This window comes from Microbacterium sp. LMI1-1-1.1 (assembly GCF_040815675.1).
In the GTDB taxonomy this organism is placed as follows: domain Bacteria; phylum Actinomycetota; class Actinomycetes; order Actinomycetales; family Microbacteriaceae; genus Microbacterium.
Genome location: NZ_JBFPNN010000008.1, coordinates 703,027 through 718,702, shown reverse-complemented (window position 1 = coordinate 718,702; position 15,676 = coordinate 703,027). Strand labels below are relative to the sequence as shown.

The window sequence follows — 15,676 nt, the reverse complement described above, 5'->3', positions numbered from 1 at the left end:
ATTCGACATCGTTCATCCTAGCGTGTGGCCCTGCGCGGCTCCATGCCCGTCTCCCGCAGGGACGGGCCGGAATGCGGCGGCGACGGACGGAGTTCGCTCGCGGTTTCCTCCCAGGACCCATCACGATTCACCCGCCTAGGCTGGGGATGTCGGCGGCTGCCGATGTGTCCCGCCCCCTCAGAGAAGACAGCACACACCGCATGACCACTCCCTCCGACAAGCGTGCGAGCGGCAACCCCGCGACGCAGGCCAAGATCGAGCTCTCCCAGAAGCAGCAGCGCGAGCAGAAGCGCCAGGAGAAGCTGGCCGAATACCAGAAGCAGATCGCCCGCCGTAAGCGCAGCAAGCTCGTGTGGTGGGTCGTGGGATCCACCGCCGGCGTCGCCGTCATCGCGCTCGTCGTGGCGTCCTTCGTCTTCGCGCCCGAGCCCGCTCCGACGTACGAGGCGCAGAACAGCACCGGCGAGGTGCCCGACGGCGTGCAGACGTTCGAGAACCGCTCCGACCACGTGCAGGGCACCGTGGACTACGAGCAGAACCCGCCCGCCGGCGGGCCGCACAACCCGTACTGGCTGAACTGCGGCATCTACACCGAGCCCCAGCAGAACGAGTACGCCGTGCACTCGATGGAGCACGGCGCGATCTGGGTGACCTACGACCCCGCCCGCGTCGACGAGGCGGGCCTCGACACCCTCAAGGCCGTCCTGCCCTCGAGCTACGTCATCCTCTCGCCGTACTCCGACATGGACACCCCCATCGCCGTGAGCGGCTGGAACCACCAGCTCAAGGTCGACGACCCCGCCGACCCGCGCATCGCGGACTTCTTCACCGAGTTCTGGCGCAGCCAGAACGTCCCCGAGCCGCAGGCCGCGTGCTCCGGCGCGATCGACGGTCCGGGCAAGGCCTGATGACCGACGCCCCGGTCGCCCGGCCGGCGGTCCGGTGGATCGTCGCGGCCGTCGCCGTCTTCGCCGTGGTGGCCGTGGCCTTCGCGATCGGACGCTTCACCGCGTTCGGCGCGACGGCCGCGCCCGCCCGGCCGAGCACGACGTCGGCGGACGCGGGCTTCGCCCGTGACATGCAGGTGCACCACACGCAGGCCGTGCTGATGGCGATGGAGATCTACCGCAAGACCTCGGACGACGAGCTCCGCGCCCTCTCCTACGACATCGCGACGGCGCAGTCCGGCCAGCGCGGCGAGATGTTCGGCTGGCTCGTCGAATGGGGCCTCCCCCAGACCTCCCCGCAGCCGCTCATGACGTGGATGGAGGCGTCCGGCGAGCACAGTCACGGCGACACCGCCGCGCTGTCGCAGGACGAGCTCATGGCCGAGATGGGCATGGCGACGGATGCGGAGATCGCGCAGCTCCAGGAGGCGGAGGGCCGCCCCGCCGACTGCCTCTTCCTCGACCTCATGATCCGCCACCACCAGGGCGCGATTCCGATGGCCCAGGCGGTCATCGAGCTGGGCGACGAGCCGCGGGTCGCGGAGGTCGCGCAGACCATCGTCACCGGTCAGTCGGCCGAGCTCGACGCGATGCAGGACATCCGCACGCGTCTGTCCTGCGGCGGCTGACCCGCCTCTCCCCCACGCACGAGAAGGGGGCGGCATCCCCCCACGGATGCCGCCCCCTTCGTCGTGAGCGCGTCAGCCCTTCGTCGACCCCGCCAGGAGGCCGCGGACGAAGAAGCGCTGCAGCGCGATGAACACCGTGAGCGGGATGACGATCGCGATGAACGCGCCCGCCGTCAGCAGGTACCAGTCCTGACCGCGGCTGCCGGTCATCTCCGCCAGGAGCTTGGTGATCGGGGCGACGTTGCCGTCGGCGAAGATCAGCGCCACGAGCAGGTCGTTCCAGACCCACAGGAACTGGAAGATGGCGACGGATGCCACGGCGGGCATCGTCAGCGGCAGGATGACGCGGAAGAAGATCTGCCCGTGCCCGGCGCCGTCCACGCGCGCCGCCTCGATGACGTCCCGCGGGATCTCGGACATGAAGTTGTGCAGCAGGAAGATCACCAGCGGCAGGGCGAAGATCGTGTGCGCGACCCACACCTGGGCGTAACCGGCCTGACCGATGCCCTGGATGACGGGGATCCCGAAGATCGTGCCGCCCGAGAACAGCTGGAGCAGCGGGATCAGAGCCATCTGGATCGGGACGATCTGGAGGGCGAACACGAGGATGAACAGGATGTTCCGTCCGCGGAACTCCATCCAGGCGAAGGCGTAGGACGCGAGCAGCGCGATCGAGATCGGGATGATCGTGGCCGGGACCGTGATCGCGATCGAGTTCACGAACGCGCCCGCCATGTTCAGCTGGCTGTTGCCGGCCTGCAGGGCGGTGCCGTAGTTCTCGAGCGTGAAGCCCCAGTTCTGGAAGACGGTCCACCAGCCGGTGCTCTGGATGAGCTGCTGCGGGCGGAACGACGACAGGAACAGGCCGAACGTCGGCAGCGTCCACAGCACCGCGATGACGAGCGCGGCGATGGTCGCGCCGCGGGAGCTCAGACGCTTCTTGGCGCCCGAGGCCACGCTCTGCTCGGCCTTGCGCTCCCCGCGGGTGAGCTGCGTCTTGGTGGCGTCGTCGACGGGCAGGTCGATGGGGGCGACGGCGGACATCAGCGGACCTCCTGTTGCTTGCGCAGCTGCACCGCGTTGTAGATGACCAGCGGCAGGACGAGCACGAACAGCACGACGGCGAACGCCGCCGCCCGTCCCTGCTCGAAGCTGCGCAGCTGCGTGTACATCTCGTTCGCGATGACGGACGTGTTGTTGGTACCGGCCGTCATGGTGCGCACGATGTCGAACACCTTGAGGGACGCGATGGCGATCGTGGTGAGGACCACGACGAGGGAACCTCGGATGCCGGGGACGACGACGTTCAGGAAGCGCTGCCACGCGTTGGTGCCGTCGAGCTCCGCGGCCTCCAGCTGCTCGGTCGGCACGCCCTTGATGGCGGCCGAGAGGACGACCATGGCGAAACCGGTCTGCACCCAGATGAGCACCACGATGAGGAACAGCGTGTTCCACGGCTCCACGGCCAGGAAGTTCACGGGCTGCCCGCCGAGCCACACGATGACCTGGTTCAGGAAGCCGATCTGCTCCTGACCCGCGGGGCGGGAGGTGTACATGAAGCGCCAGATGATGGACGCGCCGACGAACGAGATCGCCATCGGGAGGAACACGAGGATCTTGTAGTACTTCTCCCCGCGCGCCTTGTCGATGAAGTAGGCGTAGGCCAGACCGGCGACGGTCGAGACGATGGGCGTGACGACCACCCAGACGATCGTGTTGAGCACGACGCGCAGGCCCTGCGGCTGCGTGAAGATCCAGACGAAGTTGTCCAGGCCCACGAAGGTGTCGCCGCCGCGGTCGAAGAACGCCTGACCCGTGGTCTGGACCGCCGGAACGATGAGCCCGACCACGAGGAGCAGGATCGCCGGGGCGAGGAACGCCACCAGCTGGAACAGCGAGCCGGCGCCCTTGCGGGCCCGCATGTCGAGGAGGAAGAAGCCGAGGCCGACGAAAGCGGCGGCGATGATGGCCCACTGGTAGGACTGGAGGAGCCACAGGACAAGGGCCGGGGTCACGACGCAGGCCGCGAGCCGGGCGATCGTGTAGCCGCGCCCGCGACGCGGGGCGATCTCCACGAGGAAGAGGATGAGACCCACGACCGCCAGGAAGACGCCGATGATGATCGGGATCTCCAGGAACGGCGAGAGGGTGCTCAGCCATTGCAGGAATTCGCGCATGATGAACCTTTCGACTGCGCCGACGGACTGCGAGGGAGCCGACGGGGCCGCCCCTCCGGAGAGGGGCGACCCCGCGGCATCCAGGTCAGCTGGAGGGCCAGCCGGCCTCGATCTGCTCGAGCACGGTCGCGGTGGGCGTGCCGTTCACGAACGCGTTCATGCCGGACCAGAAGGTTCCCGCGCCGACGGCGGAGGGCATCAGGTCGGAGGCGTCGAAGCGGAACGTCGTCGACGGGTCCTGCAGGATGGTGATGGCCTGCTGCAGGATCGCGCTGTCGGCGTTCTCGGGGTCGAGTCCGGTGTTGGCGGAGATGACGCCGCCCAGCGAGACGCGCGAGTTGGCCCATTCGGGGCTGGAGAGGTACTCCTGCACCTTCTGGGTCGCCTCGTCGTCGCTGAACGCGCCGACGATCTCGCCACCGCCGGTGACGACGTCACCCGAGGCGCCGGCCTCGAACGGCGGGGTGAGGAAGGCCCAGATGTCGCCGTCCTCGGCCACGGTGCCGCCCGCGTCGGTGATGAAGCCGTCGTAGAAGGAGGCCTGGTGGTGCAGGGCGCACTGGCCCTCGACGAGCGCGGTCGCCGGGTCGCCGAAGGGCGTCGTGACGATCGTGTCGACGCCGCCGAAGCCCGCGTTGACGTAGTCGGGGTTGAGGGCGATCTTGCCGAACTCGTCGAACGCCGAGGCGATCTGCGGGTCGGTGAAGGGGATCTCGTTCTCAACCCACTGGTCGTAGACGTCGGCGCCCGATTGACGCAGGACGATGTCCTCGATCCAGTCGGTGCCCGGCCAGCCGGTCGCCGCGTCGGAGCCGAAGCCGATGCACCACGGGGGCGTGTTGGTGGTCTGCTGGATCTGCGCGGTGAGGTCGAGCAGGCCCTGCCAGTCGGTCGGGACCGTCCAGCCGTTCTCCTCGAACTGCTTCGGGGAGTACCAGACCCAGCCCTTGACGCTCGCCATGAGCGGGGCGCCGTACTGGGTGCCCTCGTACTGCCCGTAGCCGGCCCAGTCCTCGGACCAGTACTCGCTGACGTTGTTCTGGACGGCCTCCGGCGCCTCCTTCAGGAAGCCCTGCGCGGCCATGTCGCGCATCAGACCCGGCTGCGGGAAGATCGCGATGTCGGGGGCGTTGCCACCCTGCGCACGGACGGCGATCTGCGCCTCGAACTCCTTCGACGCCTCGTACTGGATGTCGATGTCGTTCTCTTCTTCCCAGTCGGCCCAGGACTGCTCCAGCAGTTCGGCCTCGGTGTCCGAGATCGTTCCATAGACGGTGACGACGTTGGAGTCGCCCCCGCCGTCTCCGCCTCCGCTGCTGGCGCCGGGTCCCCCCGAGCATCCGGCCAAAGCGATGCCGGCAACGCCGGCCAGGGCAAGCGGCGCCAGAAGGCGACGACGCTGTGTCATGCCCATGTGGTCCTCCTCATCGAGTCACTGTCGGTGCATCAGTTCCTCTCGGGAACCGATTCCAGGTAACCGTAAGGGACATCTCACAATCCCGCAACACCGATATATCACGAAGCGGTAACGCCGCGTATTTCTGCGGGAAGACGCACATTTTCGCGACGACAACCGGTTCCAGGTTTGCGCCGTGTGGGTTATCGTTCTTCCGTGTCGACATCGCAGTCGGCAGCAGCACCGAGGAAGACACCATGAGCGGAATAGCCGATGTGGCACGCCTGGCGGGCGTGTCCAAGTCGACGGCGAGCCGTGCCCTCACCGGCGGCGGCTACGTCTCCGACGGCACACGCCGACGCGTCACCGACGCCGCGGCATCCCTGGGCTACGTCCCGACCACCAGCGCCGTGAGCCTGGCCACCGGTCGCACGCGCACGATCGCCCTGATCGTCCCCAAGGTCAACCGGTGGTACTTCGGCGCCATCGTGGAGGGCGTCGAGCGCTCCCTCATCCCCCACGGCTACGACCTCACGCTCTACGTCGCGGAGCCCGGCTCCCGCGACCGCGAGAGCCTCTACTCCACCTACCTGGCCCGCAAGCGCTTCGACGGCATCATCGCGGTGGCCCTCGAGCCCGACGACAGCGACCTCGAACGCCTCGTCGCGATCGACAAGCCGACGGTGAGCATCGGCAACGCGCTCGGCGACATCGCCACGCTCGGCCTCGACAACGTCGCCATCACCCGCATCATCACCGAGCACCTCATCACGCTCGGGCACACCGACATCGCGTTCGTGGGCAGCACCCCCCCGACGGACGCGCCGGCGCGCGACGTCGACGAGCGCTCCATCGGCTATCGCAACGCGATGAACGACAACGGCCTCGCCGTGCGGATCCGCGCCGTCCCCTCGACCCTGACGATCACCGACGCGTACGCCGCGGCGGCGTCCTTCCTCGCCGACGCCGCGAACCGCCCGACGGGCATCGTCGCGGCGTGCGACGAGGTCGCCATCGGCGTCATCATCGCGGCGCGGCGGCTCGGCATCTCCGTCCCGACCCAGCTCAGCGTGGTCGGCATCGACGGTCACGACTACGCGGAGATGTTCGCACTGACGACCATCGAGCAGTACCCGCGCGACCAGGGCACGGCGGCCGCGGGCCTGCTCATCTCCATGATCGAGGGCGTCGCCGCCCCGCTGCGCACCCCCGCGGCCACGCGGCTGGTGGTCCGCGCCTCGACCGCTCCCCCGCGGTCCGTCTGACCTGGCCGCTCCCGTCGAGAACCTCCACGGGCACGGAAAGGGAAGGACCCCGGATGCCATGGCATCCGGGGTCCTCCTCGTCGTCAGTCGTCAGTCGGCACGACGAGCCGCGCTGCGACGGGCGATCACGCCCAGGCCGATCATCAGCATCGCCGCGAGGGCGGCGCCGCCGATCCAGCCGGCGTCGGCACCCGTCACCGGGAGCAGACCCGAGCCGGAGCCGGAGCCGGTGCCAGTGCCGGTGCCGGTGCCCGCACCCGAACCGGAGCCCGAACCGGAGCCCGAACCGGTGCCCGGATCGACGACGCTCGGCGCCGCCGTCAGGACGGGGACGGTGAGCGTCGTGCCGGACGGCTGCGCGAGCAGGTCGAGCTCGAACGCCTCCGGTGCGTCCGCGGCGATCGGCACGGTCACCGTCGCCGCACCGCCCGTGACGGGCACCTCGAGGGCGACGGCCGCAGCCGTCGTCGCGGGGGGCGCGGTGGGCGAGGCGGAGGCGAGGGTCCCCAGCTGGTCGGCCGGCGACGCCGTCGCGGACAGCGAGGCCGGGGCCACGGGCGTGGCGGTCTCGACCGTCAGCGACGTGTTCGCCGGGGCGCCGAGCGACGTGAGGTCGAGGTTCGACACCGTGAACGTCAGGTCGGTGCCGCGCTCGACCGGGGCGGTCGGAGCCTGGACCTGCACCGCGCGGGCGGTGAAGTCCGGGGTCAGGCCGGGGTTCGCCTCGAGGTAGGCGATCCAGGCGTCGCGGTCGATGAGCCCCGAGTCGCGGGTGTCGGAACCGTCGCGGAACGCGGTGAACGCGTCGCCGCCCTGCAGCAGGAAGCTGAACGAGCCGACGCGGTACTCGGCGGCCGGGTCGACGGACTCACCGTCGATCCAGATCCCCGTGATGCGCTCGCCCGCCGGACGGGCGGCGTCGTAGGTGACGCGCACGTTCTCGGACACGCCGAGGGCGAGGTCGCGGTCGCGACCGGCCGCGGCGCCCCACTGCTGCTCGAACACCCGACGCAGCTCGTCGCCGGTCAGCGTCGTCGTCCACAGGTTGTTGACGAAGGGCAGCACCGCGTTGGCCTCGGCCCGCGTGATCACCCCGTCCGTTCCGTAGAGGAGCTCCGCACGCAGACCACCGGGGTTCACGATGGCGATCTCGGCGCCCCCGCGATCGGGGTCGGCGAGGGTCTCCCGCAGGGCGTCGGCGACGAGACCGCCGAGGGCGGACTGCTTCGACCGGTCGTCGCGCTGACCGCCGGCGTAGCGGCCGTCGACGTACGCCCCGCCCCGGAAGGCGGTGGTGATGTCGGCGGTGACCGAGCCCACGGGCTCCGCGCCGACCCGGTCGGCCTCGGCCCGGGCGAGGGCCACGATCTCCGCGACCTCCGCGACACGGGGGTACGTCGCGATCAGCTCGGCGTCCAGCGCCGCGCTGTTCGCCGCGGTCGCGGCCGGGTCGTTCGCCACGACCGCCGAGGCGAGTCGGGCGACGTTGCGGGCGCTGTAGTCCACGACCTCGCCGTTGTCCCGGTCGACGGTCAGGACGACCTGGCCGATGTTCTCGCCGTAGCTGCCGGTCTGGACGATCGGACGGGTGCCCTCGCCACCGGGGATGGGGGCGTCCCACGCGTACTTCTGGTGCGTGTGCCCGGTGAAGATGGCATCCACGGCGGGGTCGGTCTCGTTCACGATCGTCGCGAACGCGCCGCCGCGGGCCAGGGCCTGCTCGAGCGTCGCCGCCGTCGCATCACCCTCGGCCGCACCCTCGTGATACTGGGCGACGATGATGTCGACCTCGTCCTCGATCTCGGCAACGACGCGGTTGACCTCGGCGACCGGCTCGCGGAACTCGATGCCCTCGATGCCGCCCGGGGAGACCAGCTGCGCGGTCTCCCGGGTCACGGCGCCGACGACGCCGATGCGGACGCCGTCGACCTCGAAGATCGCGAACTCGTCGAGGAGCGGCTCGCCGTCCTTGTACACGTTCGCCGCGAGGTACGGGAAGTCCGCGGACGCCGACACGCGTCCGGTGAGGTCCTCCGCGCCCTTGTCGAACTCGTGGTTGCCCACGGCCGAGGCGGCCAGGTCCAGCGCGTTCAGCACCTCGATGGTCGGCTCGTCGTCGAAGTACGCCGAGGCGAAGAGCGACGCGCCGATGTTGTCGCCGTTGGAGAGGAAGAGGGAGTTGGCATCCCCGTACTCCGCCCGCAACTGCTCGATCGTCCCCGCGAACTTGACCGTGTTGGCGTCGATACGACCGTGGAAGTCGTTGATGCCGAGCAGGTTGACGTCGGTGGTGTTGGCCAGGTTCAGGCCGACGATCACCGGGTCGTGGTCGCTGGAGCGGTAGGGCGTCGTGTCGTACAGGTCGGTGACGTTGTAGTTGTACCGGCTGTACTCGAGGGCGATCGACTCGCCCGCGTTGATGTTCCAGATGTCGGCGCCGGTCACGATGGCCTGCGCGTCCGCGGAGGCGAGCACGTGGTCCAGCGAGCCGGACAGACCGGAGAACGAGTAGGAGAATTTGCCGGACTGCTCGCCGAGGCTGGCGTAGCCCGCCTCGTAGAGCACCTGCATCGGGTCCTCCTGCGTGTAGGAGTTGAAGTCGCCGAGCAGGAACGACAGCTCGGTGCCGTACTTCGTCTCCATGTCGTCGGCGAACGCCGCGAGCGCGGTGGCCTGGGAGACGCGGGACGCGTTCGACGCGCCCTGGCCGTCGCCCTGGTCCGCGTCGGCGCCCGAGCCGGAGCCCTTCGACTTGAAGTGGTTCACGATCGCGACGAAGGTCTCCTCCGCGCCGCCGTCGACGGGCACGAAGGCCTGCGCGAGCGGCTGCCGGGCGTTCGAGAACGCCGCGGCATCCAGGATCGTGCTCTCGCCGACGGTCTCGACGACCGCCTTCTTGTAGATGAACGCGGTGCGGATGACGTCCTCGGATGCCGGGACCTGCGCGGGCGAGGGCACGAACGCCCACACCTCGGAGCCGGCGCCCGTGTTGAGGGCGGTCACCAGCGTCTGCAGGGCCGCGTCGCGGTTCTTGCCGTACGCCGCGGAGTTCTCGATCTCCTCGAGGGAGACGACGTCGGCGCCGAGGGCGTTGATCGCGGAGACGATCTTGTCCTGCTGACGCTTCAGGCTCTCGGCCGTCGCCGCGCCGCGCGGACCGGTGCCCGAGCAGTTCGCGGTGATGGGCGTTCCCGCACGGTCCTTGTACGAGCCGGTGCAGCCGACCTCGGCGGGGAGCGTCGTGAAGTAGTTGAGGACGTTGAAGCTGGCGATCTTGACGTCGCCGCCCACCTCGGCCGGGGCCGCGGTGCGGGTGTTCTCGAAGGTCGCGGGCTGCGCGGTGGCCGCGTTGGCACCGGTGAGCACCTGCGTCGGCTGGAAGCCCCACTTCTCGAAGCGGTAGTCGAGGACGACCGGCTGCGTGAACGTGACCGCCGCTCCGACGCGCACGGGCGCGGTCCGCGAGAGGTACGGCAGCGGCACCGTGGTGGCGCTGGAGAAGTTCGTCGTCGCGCCGTCGTCGAGGAGCACCGCGCGGGCGGCGTTGTCGGCGACGACGGTGGCGTACTCCGCCGTGCCGGGACGGGCGACCTCGGTCGGCTGGATCAGCGGGGTGGTGCCCGCGGCCAGGCCGACGCTGCCGAACCGGTTGGTGTCGTAGGTGTTGGTGACGGTGAAGTCGCCCTCGGGTGCGAGCAGCATGCTCTCGAGGCTGCGGCGCTGCGCCTCCCCGGCGGGCCACTCGACCGCGGCCGGGGTGACGGGGGCGGCGGTCTCGGTGAGGACGGCGACGTCCGCCGCGCTCGCGCTGATCTGCGTGAGTCCGTAGTAGTCGCCGACGGTGCCGGTCACCTCGACGTGCTGACCGACCGAGACCGCGGCGGCGGCGGCTCCGCCGAACACGAAGATGCCGTCCGACGCGGTGTGGGTGGCGAGGTCGAGCTCACCGCCGGTGCCGGCGGTCTGCAGCGAGAACCCGTTGAAGCCGCCGGTCGGGTAGGTGGCGGTGACGATGCCGCGAGTGGTGACCCGCTGACCGGCGAGGGGGCTGACCGTCCCGGTGCCCTGGATGTCGCGGATGGCCGTCACTGCGCCGGGCTGCGGCTCGGGCTCGGGCTCCGGCTCGGGCTCGGGCTCCGTCGGGGCGCCGCCCGTCGAGGACTGCGGCGTGACCGTGGTGGCGGTGGTGAAGTCCGACGCGTTGTCGTCGTTGTCGGCGAAACCGGTGCGCACGAGCGCGTTCGGCACGCTGTTGCCGCCCGTCACGGTCGCGGCGGCGGTCTCGAAGCTGACGCCCGCGCCGTAACCGAGGAGGTCGGCGACCTGCGGGTTGTTCACCACGGAGCCGGCCGGCAGGGCCAGGCGCTCGGTGGTCTTGGCGAGCCAGAGCTGTCCCGTCGTGCCCGAGGGGTTCAGGCTGCCGGACACGTCCGGGGTCGGAAGGGCCTCGCCGACGGCGCCGTTGCCGGGCAGGGCGATGAGGTAGTACGCGCCCGCGGCGATCGATCCGGTCAGGGCGAGCGTGTTGGACGCGGTCGGGGCGTCCGTGCTCCCGGCCGAGCGGTACTGCAGTGACCATCCGCTGAGATCCTGCGTCGTCGCGCCCGAGTTGTAGAGCTCGACGAACTTCTGGTTGAACGGCGCGTTGGCGCTGCCGCCCTTGAAGTAGGCCTCGTTGATCACCACCCCGGACGGGTCGGCCGCGACGGCGGCGGTGGGGACGAGGGCGGAGCCGAGAAGAGCGGCTCCGAGGGCGGCGCTGAGCGTCGTCGTGAGACGACGCGAGCGCAGCCGCGAGTGCACGGTGGGCATGAGTCTCCTGCGAGACCGACGTACGGCGACGTCGGCGGGGGGTGTTCGACGGGGGTACCCATCGACCGTAAACGACTCGCATAGCGTTTTCCCAGGTCGAATGTTGCGATCAGATGAACTTCCGTCTGCGCGAGGGTGACACCCGGTCCCACTCCGACCCGCGGTGCGGCGGGGACGACGAAGGCCCGGATGCCATGGCATCCGGGCCTTCGTTTATCGCGTTGCCGCGACCGCGTGAAGCGTGATTACTTCAGGGTCACCGTGGCGCCGGCGCCCTCGAGGGCCTCCTTGGCCTTCTCGGCGGTCTCCTTGTTCGCGCCCTCGAGCACGGCCTTGGGGGCACCGTCGACGACGGCCTTGGCCTCGCCGAGGCCGAGCGAGGTGAGCTCGCGGACGACCTTGATGACCTGGATCTTCTTGTCGCCGGCGGCCTCGAGGACGACGTCGAACGAGTCCTTCTCCTCGACCTCTTCGGCGGGGGCGGCGCCACCGGCGGCGGGGCCGGCCACGGCCACGGGGGCGGCGGCGGTGACGTCGAAGGTCTCCTCGAACGCCTTGACGAACTCGGACAGCTCGATGAGCGTGAGCTCCTTGAACGCGTCGAGCAGCTCTTCGGTGCTGAGCTTAGCCATGTTGTATCTCCTTGATCGGGTTAATCAGCCGGGCCGGGTCAGGCCGCGGTGTCCTGCTTCTCGCGCAGCGCGTCGACCGTGCGAACGGCCTTCGACGGAAGCGCCTGGAAGACGTATGCCGCCTTGGTCATCGTCGCCTTCATCGCACCGGCGAGCTTCGCCAGCAGGACTTCACGGCTCTCGAGATCGGCGAGCTTGTTGACCTCATCCGCGGTCAGAGCGGCGCCATCGAAGTAGCCGCCCTTCACCACGAGCTGAGGGTTAGCCTTGGCGAAGGCGCGCAGACCCTTCGCGACGGCGACCGGGTCGCCGTGCACGAACGCGATGGCAGACGGGCCCTTGAGCTCGTCGTCCAGTCCCGTGACCCCCGCGTTGTTCGCGGCGATCTTGGTCAGCGTGTTCTTCACCACGGCGTAATCCGCGTCCTGACGGATGTCGTTGCGCAGCTGCTTGAGCTGGGCAACCGTCAGACCGCGGTACTCGGTCAGCAGAACGGCGGTCGAGTTCTCGAAGTTCTTCGTGAGCTCGGCGACCGATGCATCCTTCTGCGCCATGGCCACTCCTTGTGTGTACGAGGCGCTCCGCGATGGCGGGGCGCCGGCCGTGGACATCGGGGTCTGGGCAAAAAAGAAGAGCTCCGGCGCAGGCGCACGGAGCTCGGAATCCCTGTCGGGAGGAGGTTCGTCCACCTGCGTAGGTCCCCTGCTTCTCAGCAGACGCTTCGATCGAAGTGCAGGCACTCCGATGACCGACGGTCTTTGGCTTGTCCCCTACTGTACCCGACCCCCGCCCCCTCGCCAAACCCGGGCGGGCGGTGCTAGGGGACGCGCGGGGTGGGGAGGAGGGCGCGCGTCATGCGGACGATGCGCGACGGCGTCCGCGCCCCGAGCCACACCGTGCACACCGGGTCGGAGCCGTCGGCGGCGCAGGCCCATTCCGCGCACCACGCGTGGATCGCCGTCGCGAGGCGCTCCCCGCGGGGGCGCATCCCCTCGCCGTCGGACCGGACGAGCCAGGTCACCCGCGCCGCTCCCCCGGCCGGCACCGGCTCGACCTGCGAGGCGACCGCGGCCTCGACCAGCACCGTGACGTGCGCGGCGGGCGACAGCGCCGCGGCGATGCGCCGCATCTCGGGCAGGTTGCGGGCGTCGCCGGCGAGCAGCACCGCCCCGCCCAGGTCGCACCAGCGCCCGCCGTCCGGTCGCCGAAGGGGCGTGGCATCCGATTCCATGCCCCCCAACTTAGGTGACCCTTACCTCGCGAACAAGGGGGTCGGGATGCCAGGACGACGAGGCCGCGAATCGCCGTCGTCGCACCCTCGGGCCCGGCGACGTCGGGTTAGGGTCGAACACATGTCCCCCGAGCTCGTCGCGTCGCGCAGCGCCGACCTCGAGTCCCGGATCGTCGCGGACTCGCGTGATCGCGTGGCGTGGATCCGCGCACGGTCGCGCGGCATCACCGCCACGGACGTCGCCGCTCTCACCAGCGCGAACGCGATCTCCCGCGCCGCGGACGCGAAGCTGATGGGCTCGAGCTTCTCGGGCAACGCGTTCACCGCGCACGGTCGTCGACGCGAGCCGGAGATCGCCGCCTGGGTGGCGGCGACGCATGGCATCCGCCCCTCCTCCGCCCTGTATCACGCGGTCGTCGAGAAGCGGCACCTGGCGACGCCGGACGGGGTCGTCGTGGACGGCGAGGGCCGCATCGTGCTGGCCGAGATCAAGACGACGAACAAGGCGTGGCGGTCGATCCCGCGCACCTACATGCGGCAGATCTGGTGGCAGCAGCACGTCCTGGGCGCCGAGCGCACGCTCGTCGCGTGGGAGCAGCACGACGGGTTCGTCCCCGTGGACGACGAGCCGCGCTGCCAGTGGATCGATCGCGACGAGCGGGAGATCGCCAAGCTCGTGTCGCTGGCCACGGCGCTCATCGACGAGCTCTACCACCGCACCATGCGGACGCGTCAGGCGCCGGTGCGGCCGGCCCCCACGGAGAGGTACCGCGCTCTCGCGCTGATCGACGACTGATCGTTGATATTTGTCAACCATTCGGCGTATAGTTGATTTTCGTCAACTAACGCGCCGATGTCGTCGCGGTCCCCTTTTCCCGTGGAGAGCTCCGCATGACCACTTCGTCCCCCGACACCGCCGCTTCGCGGCGCGTGCTCCCGGCCCTCATCGGGCTGCTGCTCGGCATGTTCGTGTCGATGCTGGCCTCGACCGTCGTCTCGACGTCGCTGCCGGTCATCGTCCACGACCTGCAGGGCGATCAGAACGCCTACACCTGGGTCATCACGGCGACCCTGCTGACCACGGCGATCTCCACCCCCATCTGGGGCAAGCTCGCCGACCTGTTCAACCGCAAGGTCCTCATCCAGATCGCGATCGCGATCTTCGTCCTGGCGACGGCCGCCGCCGGCTTCTCGCAGAACACCGAGATGCTCATCGCGTTCCGCGCCGTGCAGGGCCTCGGCGCCGGCGGTCTCGCCGCGCTCAGCCAGGTGATCATGGCCGACATCATCAGCCCGCGCGAGCGCGGTCGCTACATGGGCCTGTTCGGCGCGGTCATGGCCGTCGCCACCGTGGGCGGACCGCTGCTCGGCGGCGTCATCACCGACGCGTTCGGCTGGCGCTGGAACTTCTTCGTCGCGATCCCGTTCGCCGTCGCCGCCCTGCTCATCCAGCAGCGGACCCTGCACCTCCCGGCGCGGGCCGCCCGCAAGGTGAAGATCGACTACCTCGGCATCGTCCTGCTCTCCACCGCGGTCTCGCTCCTGCTCATCTGGGTCACCAACGCCGGCGACTCCTTCGAGTGGGCCAGCGTCCCCACGCTGCTCATGGTCGGCGGCGCCGTCGTCGCGGCCCTGCTGTTCGTCCTCGTCGAGCTCCGCTCGTCCGAGCCGCTGGTCCCGCTGACGCTGTTCCGCGACGCCACCTTCACGCTGGCCACCATCGCCTCCATCGCGACGGGTCTGGCCATGTTCGGCACCTCGGTCTTCCTGAGCCAGTACATGCAGATGGCCCGCGGCGCGACGCCGACCGAGGCCGGCGTCATGACGATCCCGATGATCGCGGGCCTGCTGGTGGCATCCGTCGTCGTCGGCTCGCTCATCTCGCGCTTCGGTCACTGGAAGCCGTTCCTCGTCGTCGGCGGCATCCTGCTCATCGCCGGCTCGTTCCTGCTGTCGACGATCCACTACGACACGAACTTCACCCTCGTCTCGATCTACATGGCCCTGCTCGGCGCCGGCGTCGGCATGACGATGCAGAACCTCGTCCTCATCGTCCAGAACACCGCCGACCCGTCCCAGATGGGCGCGGCCAGCTCCGGGGTCACGTTCTTCCGCAGCCTCGGCGGCACGATCGGCGTCTCGGTCATGGGCGCGGCCCTCGCGAGCATGGCGACGAGCCTGTTCACCGACCGCGCGGCGGACCTGCAGGCCGCGATCATGGGGCTCGGCGCCGAGGGGGCCTCGGTCGCGCAGGCCCTCCAGTCGGGGGCCATCCCGCAGGTGTCGACCCTGCCCGAGAGCGTCCGCGTGATCGTCGAGGACATCTACGCCCAGTCCATCGCGCACTCGTTCCTCATCGCCGTGCCGGTCGCGGTGGTCAGCCTCCTCGCGATCCTCTTCCTCCCCAACCGCCCGCTGACCCGGATGACGACGAGCGAGCGCGTCGCCGCCAGCGAGGCCGACCTCGCGACGGTGTCGGTCCCCGAGGGCATGGCGAGCCTGTCCGCCACCGGGTCGGTCCGGACCGTGGATGCCACGGCCCCCGGCTCCGCGCGCCGAGGCGCCTCCGTGGGAGAGGATGACTGAC

At 69.9% G+C, this 15,676-nt stretch carries 12 protein-coding genes; 5 read left to right on the top strand and 7 right to left on the bottom strand.

Going from position 1 to position 15,676, the window contains the following annotated elements; genetic code table 11:
- Positions 1-200 precede the first annotated feature (200 nt).
- Both MRBLMI1_RS12940 and MRBLMI1_RS12935 read left to right on the top strand, forming a co-directional pair.
- Positions 201-908 (top strand): DUF3105 domain-containing protein, encoded by a 708-nt coding sequence (locus MRBLMI1_RS12940; protein ID WP_367733568.1) that lies wholly within the window; start codon positions 201-203, stop codon positions 906-908.
- Positions 908-1,576 carry a DUF305 domain-containing protein gene (locus tag MRBLMI1_RS12935; protein WP_367733567.1) on the top strand — a complete coding sequence of 223 codons (669 nt, stop codon included), beginning with the start codon at positions 908-910 and terminating at the stop codon, positions 1,574-1,576. Before MRBLMI1_RS12940 ends, MRBLMI1_RS12935 begins: the two co-directional genes overlap by 1 nt.
- A gap of 72 nt (positions 1,577-1,648) precedes the next feature.
- Here the strand turns inward: MRBLMI1_RS12935 and MRBLMI1_RS12930 are convergent, their stop codons facing one another.
- The 3 genes from MRBLMI1_RS12930 to MRBLMI1_RS12920 form a co-directional block, all read right to left on the bottom strand.
- Positions 1,649-2,620 carry a carbohydrate ABC transporter permease gene (locus MRBLMI1_RS12930; protein WP_367733566.1) on the bottom strand — a complete coding sequence of 324 codons (972 nt, stop codon included), beginning with the start codon at positions 2,618-2,620 and terminating at the stop codon, positions 1,649-1,651.
- The gene (locus MRBLMI1_RS12925; RefSeq protein ID WP_367733565.1) at positions 2,620-3,753 is read right to left on the bottom strand and encodes a carbohydrate ABC transporter permease; all 1,134 of its coding nucleotides are present in this window, start codon (positions 3,751-3,753) and stop codon (positions 2,620-2,622) included. The genes MRBLMI1_RS12930 and MRBLMI1_RS12925 overlap by 1 nt, the downstream gene beginning before the upstream one ends.
- Before the next feature lie 85 nt (positions 3,754-3,838).
- Positions 3,839-5,167: an ABC transporter substrate-binding protein gene (locus tag MRBLMI1_RS12920; protein ID WP_367733564.1), complete on the bottom strand. Its 1,329-nt coding sequence runs from the start codon at positions 5,165-5,167 to the stop codon at positions 3,839-3,841.
- A 239-nt stretch (positions 5,168-5,406) separates the two neighbouring features.
- Here MRBLMI1_RS12920 and MRBLMI1_RS12915 point away from each other — a divergent pair, with 239 nt between their 5' ends.
- Positions 5,407-6,414 carry a LacI family DNA-binding transcriptional regulator gene (locus tag MRBLMI1_RS12915; protein WP_367733563.1) on the top strand — a complete coding sequence of 336 codons (1,008 nt, stop codon included), beginning with the start codon at positions 5,407-5,409 and terminating at the stop codon, positions 6,412-6,414.
- A gap of 90 nt (positions 6,415-6,504) precedes the next feature.
- Here the strand turns inward: MRBLMI1_RS12915 and MRBLMI1_RS12910 are convergent, their stop codons facing one another.
- From MRBLMI1_RS12910 to MRBLMI1_RS12895, 4 genes are all read right to left on the bottom strand, one after another.
- A complete protein-coding gene (locus MRBLMI1_RS12910; protein ID WP_367733561.1) occupies positions 6,505-11,226 on the bottom strand; it encodes an ExeM/NucH family extracellular endonuclease in 4,722 nt (1,573 codons plus the stop codon).
- 245 nt (positions 11,227-11,471) lie between these two features.
- Entirely contained in the window at positions 11,472-11,858 is a 387-nt protein-coding gene (gene rplL / locus MRBLMI1_RS12905; protein WP_055956082.1) for a 50S ribosomal protein L7/L12, read from the bottom strand.
- A 38-nt stretch (positions 11,859-11,896) separates the two neighbouring features.
- Positions 11,897-12,412: a 50S ribosomal protein L10 gene (gene rplJ, locus MRBLMI1_RS12900; RefSeq protein ID WP_367733560.1), complete on the bottom strand. Its 516-nt coding sequence runs from the start codon at positions 12,410-12,412 to the stop codon at positions 11,897-11,899.
- Positions 12,413-12,675: 263 nt separating this feature from the next.
- Positions 12,676-13,089 carry an SIP domain-containing protein gene (locus MRBLMI1_RS12895; RefSeq protein WP_367733559.1) on the bottom strand — a complete coding sequence of 138 codons (414 nt, stop codon included), beginning with the start codon at positions 13,087-13,089 and terminating at the stop codon, positions 12,676-12,678.
- A 121-nt stretch (positions 13,090-13,210) separates the two neighbouring features.
- Here MRBLMI1_RS12895 and MRBLMI1_RS12890 point away from each other — a divergent pair, with 121 nt between their 5' ends.
- Both MRBLMI1_RS12890 and MRBLMI1_RS12885 read left to right on the top strand, forming a co-directional pair.
- Positions 13,211-13,885 carry a YqaJ viral recombinase family protein gene (locus tag MRBLMI1_RS12890; protein ID WP_367733558.1) on the top strand — a complete coding sequence of 225 codons (675 nt, stop codon included), beginning with the start codon at positions 13,211-13,213 and terminating at the stop codon, positions 13,883-13,885.
- 95 nt (positions 13,886-13,980) lie between these two features.
- Entirely contained in the window at positions 13,981-15,675 is a 1,695-nt protein-coding gene (locus tag MRBLMI1_RS12885; protein WP_367733557.1) for an MDR family MFS transporter, read from the top strand.
- The last annotated feature ends 1 nt before the right edge of the window (position 15,676 follow it).